Source organism: Micromonospora sp. NPDC049799, assembly GCF_040656655.1.
Lineage (GTDB): Bacteria > Actinomycetota > Actinomycetes > Mycobacteriales > Micromonosporaceae > Micromonospora.
In genome coordinates this window covers 1-1052 of the sequence record NZ_JBFAMU010000918.1, presented here as the reverse complement: position 1 = coordinate 1052, position 1052 = coordinate 1, and the positions used below count along the sequence as shown (strand labels likewise).

Sequence of the window (1052 nt, the reverse complement as noted above, 5' to 3'; positions counted from 1 at the left end):
TCCTGACCGCGTTCAGCCAGCGCGACCTGGTGGAGCGGGCGCGGGCGGCCGGCGCGATGGCGTACCTGGTGAAGCCCTTACGCGAGGCCCGCGGTCCGGACCAGGTTCACCAGGGTACGGTCCGGACCGATCTCCAGGCAGACGTCCACGTCGAGCGCGGCGAGCTGCCCGGCGCCGGCGTGGAAGCGGACCGGCTGGCGGGCGTGGCGCACCCAGTAGTCGGCGTCGTACGTGTCGGTTCCGACCACCGCTCCGCTCAGGTTGGAGATCACCGGGAGGGCCGGGGCGTCGTGGCGAAGCGTGGCGCACACGGCCCGGAAATCGTCGAGCGCCGGGTCCAGCAGTCGCGAATGGAACGCGTGCGAGACGCTCAGCGCACGGTGCCGTACGCCCTCGGCGCGCAGCCGGATGGTGAGGGCCTCGATCTCCTCGGGCAGCCCGGAGACCACGGTGGCCTCGGGGCCGTTGACCGCCGCCACGTCCAGGCCGGTGCCCGCGACGAGATCACGCACCCGCTGCTCGGAGGCGACCACGCCGAGCATCGCACCAGGACGGGTGGCCTGCATCAGCCTGGCCCGCTCGGCGATCAGGTCGAGGCCGGCGGGCAGGTCCAGCACGCCGGCCACGATGGCGGCGGAGATCTCGCCGACGCTGTGACCCATCACCACGGCCGGGGTGACGCCCCAGGAGCGCCACAGCTCGGCCAGCGCCACTTCCAGGGTGACCAGGGCCGGTTGGGTGACGCGCGTCTCGTTGATCGCGGTCCGGTCGTCGCCGTGCAGGACGAGGTCGGCCAGCGAGGCGCCCAGCGCCGGCGCCAGCCGCCGGTCGCACTCGTCGAAGACGTCGCGGAACACCGGCTCGGTGGCGTACAGCTCGCGGCCCATGCCGAAGAACTGGCTGCCCTGACCGGAGAAGAGGAATGCGATCCGGGGCGGTCGGGTCGCCGCGACCGGGTCGGCCGGCGGCGCGGCGGCGGCCAGCAGCTGCGCCCGGTCGCGCCCGAGCAGGACCGTCCGGTACGGCAGGTGGGCCCGGCCGGTGCCGGCCAG

Annotated in this window: 1 protein-coding gene and 1 pseudogene; one reads left to right on the top strand and one right to left on the bottom strand. The window is 74.3% G+C overall.

Going from position 1 to position 1052, the window contains the following annotated elements:
- A pseudogene (locus AB0I76_RS30630) lies at window positions 1-89 on the top strand (response regulator); the annotation flags it as partial.
- Here AB0I76_RS30630 and AB0I76_RS30625 read toward each other — a convergent pair.
- Window positions 78-929 (bottom strand): acyltransferase domain-containing protein, encoded by an 852-nt coding sequence (locus AB0I76_RS30625; RefSeq protein ID WP_357042830.1) that lies wholly within the window; start codon window positions 927-929, stop codon window positions 78-80. The pseudogene AB0I76_RS30630 and the gene AB0I76_RS30625 sit on opposite strands and share 12 nt — an antisense overlap.
- Window positions 930-1052: the final 123 nt, after the last annotated feature.